We start from the raw sequence: 6,613 nt of genomic DNA on the forward strand, positions 1-6,613 counted from the left end.
TGCAGGCCTTCGGCCAAGAACTTTTTGCTGCTTTGGATGTCGGGGTCGGTGGTGTAGCTGACGACCACGCCAGGCGCTTCAAAGCCGGGTGCCGCCACACTGGGGAAACCGCGCTCGGCCAGCAACTGGCGCACGGCACGGCCCAATGCCATTTGTTCTTCGCGCACTTTGGCAAAGCCATAGGCATCGGTTTCCACCATCGCATCGCGCAGGCGCAGCAGCGCATCGGTGGGCAAGGTGGTGTGGTACATGTGGCCACCGCCCTCGTAGGTTTCCATCACTTGCAGCCACTTTTTCAGGTCCATGGCGAAGGTGGTGCTGGTGGTGCCGTCAATCGCCTGGCGGGCGCGTTCGCTCAGCATGACCATGGCGCAGCAGGGCGAGCTGCTCCAGCCTTTTTGCGGGGCGCTGATCAACACATCCACCCCCGTGGCTTTCATGTCCACCCACATGGCGCCCGAGGCGATGCAGTCCAGCACCAACAGGCCGCCCACCGCGTGCACCGCATCGGACACGGCTTTGAGGTAGCCGTCGGGCAGGATCATGCCGGCCGAAGTTTCGACGTGTGGGGCAAACACCAGTGCAGGTTTTTCTGAGGCAATGGCGGCTTTGACTTGCTCGATTGGGGCAGGGGTCCAGGCGGCTTGTGAGCCTTCTGCGATTCGGCGGGCCTTGAACACACTGTGGCTTTTCGGGATCTGGCCCATGTCAAAGATTTGCGTCCAGCGGTAGCTGAACCAGCCATTGCGAATCACCATGACGTGCTGGTTGGTGGCAAATTGCCGGGCGACAGACTCCATGCCAAAGGTGCCGCTGCCGGGCACCAGGGCGACCGAGTGTGCACCGTAGACGGTTTTGAGCATGCGCGAGATATCGGTCATCACGCCGCCAAATCGCTTGGACATGTGGTTCAGGGCGCGGTCGGTGTAGACCACCGAAAATTCGAGCAGGCCGTCTGGGTCAATGTGGGGCAGCAATCCGGGCATGGGAGTCTCCTTTTTTCAATCAGGGCAGACAGCTTAACAAAGTTCAACGCCCGCGACGCACGCGCAGGATTTCGTCCAGGATCAGCAGGGCCGCGCCCACGCTGATGCCAGCATCGGCCACGTTGAAGGCTGGAAAGTGCCAGGTGCCCCAGTAAAAGTCCAGAAAGTCGACCACGTAGCCGTGCAGCAGGCGGTCGATGACGTTGCCAATCGCGCCGCCCAAAATCAGCGAGACGGCCAGGCTGAACAGTTTTTGGCCTGCGTGTGAACGCAGCATCCAGACCATGAAGATGGCCGCGGCCACGCCGATGCTGGTGAAAAACCAGCGCTGCCAGCCGCCCGCACCCGCCAGGAAGGAGAAGGCCGCGCCGTGGTTGTGCACCCGCACCAAATTGAAAAACGAGGTGATGGGCGTGCTGTCGCCCAATTGAAAAGCGCCCAGCACCAACACCTTGGTGAACTGGTCGATCAGCAGCACCAAGAGGGCAATGCCCAGCCAGACCCACAGGCTGGGGCGGTTGCTGTTTTTGAATTTGTTGGCCATGCTTGTGCGTCCTGTGGGTGCGGAGGCGTCAGGCCACTTGGCGGGTTTCGCCAGCGCCATGCAAATTGCTCACGCAGCGCCCGCAAATCGTGGGGTGGTTGGCGTTGTGGCCCACGTCGTCGGCGTAGTGCCAGCAGCGCTCGCATTTGGTGGCTTGGCTGACCGCCACTTGCACCGCAAGGCTGTCGCCCGCTTGCAAAGTCACTTTGGAGGTGATGAACACGAACTTGATGTCTGTGCCCAAACTGGCCAGTAGGGCTTGGTCAGCCGCAGGCGCGGTCAAAGTGATTTCGGCTTGCAGCGACGCGCCCACTTGACCATCTGCACGCAGGTTTTCGATGTCTTTGTTCACCAGATCGCGGATCTCGCGGATGCGCGCCCATTTGGCCAGCAGCGTTGCATCGGCCGAGCCGAAGTCGCTGAAGGTTTCCAGGAAGATGGACTCCGAGGTGCCGAAAGTGCCCCAAGCTTCTTCGGCCGTGAACGACAGGAAAGGCGCCATCCAGCGCAGCATGCCGTGGGTGATGCGGTAGAGCGCGGTTTGTGCGCTGCGGCGCGCCAGCGACTTGGGGGCGGTGGTGTACAGGCGGTCTTTCAGCACGTCCAGATAAAACGCGCCCAGGTCTTCCGAGCAATAAATTTGCAGCTTGGAGACCACGGGGTGGAATTCGTACATGTCGAAGTGGGCGCGGATGTCGGCTTGCAACTGCGCGGCGCGGGCCAGCGCAAAGCGGTCGATCTCCAGCAATTGGTCATCAGCCACGGCATCCTGCGCCGGGTCAAAGTCGCTCACGTTGGCCATCAAGAAGCGCAGCGTGTTGCGGATGCGGCGGTAGCTGTCCACCACGCGGGCCAGGATTTTTTCGTCAATATTGAGGTCGCCCGAGTAGTCGGTGCTGGCCACCCACAGGCGCACGATTTCTGCACCCATTTTGGAAGTGATGGTTTGCGGGTCCACCGTGTTGCCCAGCGACTTGCTCATCTTGCGTCCTTGGCCGTCGGTGGCAAAGCCGTGGGTCAGCAGGCCCCGGTAAGGTGCACGGTCGTACAGCGCGCAGCCCAGCAGCAGTGAGCTGTGGAACCAGCCGCGGTGCTGGTCGTGGCCTTCCAAATACAGGTCGGCTTCAGGGCCTTCGGTGTGGAAGGGCGGCACGCCGTAAGCGTCTTTGTGGCTGCCGCGCAGCACATGCTGGAAGGTGGAGCCCGAGTCGAACCAGACTTCCAGAATGTCGGTGCTCTTGGTGTAGTGCGGCGCGTCCTGTGCACCCAAAATTTCTTCCACCGTCACGCGGCTCCAAGCTTCGATGCCGCCTTTTTCGACGATGTCAGCGGCTTGGTCCAGGATGGCCATGGTGTTGGGGTGCAGTTCGCCCGAGTCCTTGTGCAGAAAGAACGGCACGGGCACGCCCCAGGAGCGCTGGCGCGAGATGCACCAGTCGGGGCGGTTGGCGATCATGTCGCGCAGGCGGGTCTTGCCGTTCTCGGGGTAGAACTGCGTTTGCTCGATCGCGTCGAGTGCCAGCTGGCGAAGGGTCTTGGGCGCTTTGTCTTGGGTGAACACGCCCTCGCCCTCGTCCATGCGCACAAACCATTGGGCGGCAGCGCGGTAGATGACGGGCGTTTTGTGGCGCCAGCAGTGGGGGTAGCTGTGGGTGATTTCCACCGTGGCCATCAGGCGGTCACTTTGGCCCAGCACCTCGATCACGCGGGCACAGGCTTTCCAGATGTGCTGGCCGCCAAAGAAAGGCAGCTCTTCGGCGTACACGCCATTGCCTTGCACCGGGTTGAGGATGTCGTCGTAGGCCAGGCCGTTGGCGATGCAGGAGTTGAAGTCGTCCACGCCGTAGGCGGGGGACGAGTGCACGATGCCTGTACCGTCGGTGGCGGTCACGTACTCGGCCAGGTACAGGGGCGATGGGCGGCGGTAGCTGTATGGGCCACCTTCTTCAGCGCTCACAGTGTCATGAAGCGGGTGGCGGAACACCAGGCCGCGCAACTTCTCGCCCACAGCGGTGGCAATCACAGAGCCTTCGAGCTTGTAGCGCTCCAGGCATTTCTCGACCAAGCTGGCAGCCAGCAGCAACACGCCACGGGGCGTGTCCACCAGGGCATATTCCAGCTCGGGGTGGGCGTTGAGCGCTTGGTTGGCGGGAATCGTCCAGGCGGTGGTGGTCCAGATGACGGCAAAGGCCTTTTTGCTGCCCTCGCCAGGCAGCTGGGGCAGGCCAAAGGCGGCAGCCAGCGCGGCGGTGTTGTCGGCTTCAAAAGCCACGTCCAGCGTGTCGCTCTTTTTGTCGGCGTATTCGATCTCGAATTCGGCGAGCGATGAGCCGCAGTCAAAGCACCAGTAAACGGGTTTGAGGCCGCGGTACACAAAGCCACGCTCGATCACCCGCTTGAAGGCACGGATTTCACCGGCTTCGTTGGCCGGGTCCATGGTGCGGTAAGGCCGCTCCCAGTCGCCGAGCACGCCCAGGCGCTTGAAGTCTTCGCGCTGTTGGCCGATTTGCTCGGTGGCAAAGGCGCGGCTCTTGGCCTGCATGTCGTCACGGCTGAGCTTGCGGCCATGCAGTTTTTCGATCGCGTTTTCGATCGGCAGGCCATGGCAGTCCCAGCCGGGGATGTATTGCGCGTCAAAGCCCGCCAATTGCTTGGACTTGACGATCATGTCTTTGAGCACTTTGTTCAGCGCGTGGCCGATGTGCAGCTTGCCGTTGGCATAGGGCGGGCCGTCGTGCAGCACGAACAGCGGTGCGCCTTGACGGGCAGCGCGCAGTTTTTTGTACAAACCACCGTCGTTCCACTCGCTCACCCAGCCCGGCTCGCGCTTGGGCAGGTCGCCGCGCATCGGGAACGGGGTGTCCATCATGTTGATGCGGGTGTCGGGGTTCTGGGTTTTGTCGGTCATGGTGCGTCAAGTCGAGGGGGCTTCGACAAGCTCAGCCCGAGCGGCGGGCCGTTCGGAGAGATCAAGAGGGGGTGGGCCGTTGAGGTCGTTTGCCCTGAGCCTGTCGAAGGCGGCAAACGAGGGCCAGAGCGTCAAATTCGGTCGCGGGTGGTTTGGCGGCTGGTTTCACCATGGCGCGAAGCAAACCACGCTTGTGCATCGTCACAGTCTTTGGAAATGCCCTTGGTCAGGGCGTCCAGACCGTCGTATTTGAGCTCGTCGTGTAATTTATGCAGCAAGTCCACCCGAATGATTTTACCGTAGCCCCCTTCAGCCCCCAGATGGGCAGGCCAGTCGAAGGCATGCGTCTCCAGCAGCACGCGCCCGCCATTGACGTCATTCGGGTCCAGCGAGGGGCGGATGCCCAGGTTGGCCACGCCCTTCAAGGGTTGATCGGCCAGGCCATGCACCTGCACCACAAAGATGCCGCTGGCCGCAGGCTTCCAGTGCGAAAAACGCAAATTCAGGGTGCGAAAGCCGTCGCCTGCCCCTTGGGCTGTGGCGGCCAACTCGCGGCCCAGCTTGCGCCCGTGCACCACATGGCCGCTGATGCTGTAGGGGCGGCCCAGCAGGGCCTGTACCGCGGGCAGATCGCCTTTGGCCAGCGCATCGCGCACGGCCGAGCTGGACACGCGCAGGCCGCGCACCTCGTAGCTGTTCATGCGGGCCACGTCAAAGCCCAAGCTTTGTCCGGCAGTGTCGAGCATGGCGTAGTCGCCCGCGCGCTTGGCACCAAAGCGGAAATCGTCGCCCACCAACACATAGCGCACGCCCAGGCCGCGCACCAGCACCTGCTCAATGAAGTCTTGGGGTGACTGGCTGGCCAGCCGGGCGTCAAAGGGCACCACCACCACCTGGTCCACGCCGCAGCGCTCAAGTTCTTGCAGTTTGTCGCGCATCGTGGCGATGCGGGCCGGGGCCAGATCGGGCTGGTGGAGGGCCTTGGCAAAGTAGTCACGCGGGTGGGGCTCGAAGGTCATCACGCAGCTGGGCACGCCCCGGTGGGCCGCTTCGCTGCGCAGCAGGGCCAGCATGGCCTGGTGACCCCGGTGTACGCCGTCAAAGTTGCCGATCGTCAAAGCGCAAGCGGGGGCCAGATCGGGATGGTGGAAGCCTCGGTAAACCTTCATGTCGCTCGTGATGTCCTGCCGTTGATCCGGCACAAGCGCCAGCATTCACGGTATTGTCCATGTAAGAGGGTATATTGTGACTGAGCCCGATCCCGCTGGCGGCGGCTTCCAGAGTTGAACAGCAGGATCGAGACGGGACTTATCGTGTCAGTGGTTTTTGAACTGTTGGATGGAGGCGTCTGTGAAGGTTTTGAAACTCTCGGCCCAAGGCTTGCCGCAATCGTGGATCACGCTGGAGCAAGCCGTCACCCATTACGCCGCCGACGAGGTGCGTTGGGAGGCGGGTCAGCAATTGGCGGTTTTTCACGGCGGTCACAACGCGCTCACAGGTCAGCAATCCATCATCACCGTCAACAGCATCATCGGCACCCAGGGCGTGCCGCGCATCAACCCGTTTGATTTGCGATCGGGCTTGACCAACACCAAATTGTTTGTGCGTGACCGCCAGGTGTGCGCCTATTGCGGTGGGCATTTCCACGAGTCGGAACTGACCCGCGAGCACATCGTCCCGCTGGCGCAACGTGGCCCAGACCACTGGATGAATGTGGTGACCGCCTGCCGATCCTGCAACCACCGCAAAAGCAACCGCACGCCCGAGCAGGCCCGCATGCCCCTGCTGTATGCGCCTTATGTGCCCAGCCTCTGGGAAGACTTCATCTTGCGCAACCGCCGTATCCTGGCTGACCAAATGGCCTTCTTGATGGCGCATGTGCCCAAGGGCTCGCGCTTGATGGCCTGAGCGGGACAGCCAGACGACGCGGCTTGCGCGGATGCGCAAAGCGTCGCATCATTACCTCCTGAAAACAAAAGACCCCAACCTGGCTGGCTTTCAAGGCAGCTTTGGGCCTTGGGGTCATCAGGGAGTCTGACCATGCCCCACCCAGCTTTGGCTTTTTTGCCAGGCCGCGACCCGGCCCCACTCGAGGGCCGCGCTTCGCGCCGGCCTCAGGCACCCACTTCAGGCCTGTGCCGACGCGCCAGCTTGTCGGCGCTGCTCTTGTCGCCT

Annotated in this window: 5 protein-coding genes; 1 reads left to right on the plus strand and 4 read right to left on the minus strand. The window is 62.3% G+C overall.

All coding sequences use genetic code 11. From position 1 onward, the window contains the following. The 4 genes from ACIQ47_RS13865 to ACIQ47_RS13880 form a co-directional block, all read right to left on the minus strand. Positions 1–986, minus strand: a 986-nt coding sequence (locus ACIQ47_RS13865; RefSeq protein WP_396438677.1) for an aminotransferase class V-fold PLP-dependent enzyme, incomplete at its 3' end; no start/stop codon positions are given. Positions 987–1,029: 43 nt separating this feature from the next. Further along, entirely contained in the window at positions 1,030–1,530 is a 501-nt protein-coding gene (gene lspA, locus ACIQ47_RS13870; protein ID WP_396438678.1) for a signal peptidase II, read from the minus strand. Between the two features lie 28 nt (positions 1,531–1,558). Next, the gene (gene ileS, locus ACIQ47_RS13875; protein ID WP_396438679.1) at positions 1,559–4,438 is read right to left on the minus strand and encodes an isoleucine--tRNA ligase; all 2,880 of its coding nucleotides are present in this window, start codon (positions 4,436–4,438) and stop codon (positions 1,559–1,561) included. 131 nt (positions 4,439–4,569) lie between these two features. Further along, on the minus strand, positions 4,570–5,607 hold the full coding sequence (locus ACIQ47_RS13880) for a bifunctional riboflavin kinase/FAD synthetase (protein WP_396438680.1): 1,038 nt from the start codon (positions 5,605–5,607) through the stop codon (positions 4,570–4,572). 181 nt (positions 5,608–5,788) lie between these two features. Between ACIQ47_RS13880 and ACIQ47_RS13885 the strand changes: the two genes are divergently transcribed. Next, positions 5,789–6,346 (plus strand): HNH endonuclease, encoded by a 558-nt coding sequence (locus ACIQ47_RS13885; protein WP_396438681.1) that lies wholly within the window; start codon positions 5,789–5,791, stop codon positions 6,344–6,346. Positions 6,347–6,613 lie beyond the last annotated feature (267 nt).

This window comes from Limnohabitans sp. (genome assembly GCF_044373035.1).
GTDB lineage: Bacteria > Pseudomonadota > Gammaproteobacteria > Burkholderiales > Burkholderiaceae_C > Limnohabitans_A.

Excerpts from the sequence above, each read along its gene's own strand:
- lspA (WP_396438678.1), bottom strand. The coding sequence starts at position 1,530 with ATGGCCAACAAATTCAAAAACAGCAACCGCCCCAGCCTGTGGGTCTGG.
- ileS (WP_396438679.1), bottom strand. The coding sequence starts at position 4,438 with ATGACCGACAAAACCCAGAACCCCGACACCCGCATCAACATGATGGAC.
- ACIQ47_RS13880 (WP_396438680.1), bottom strand. The coding sequence starts at position 5,607 with ATGAAGGTTTACCGAGGCTTCCACCATCCCGATCTGGCCCCCGCTTGC.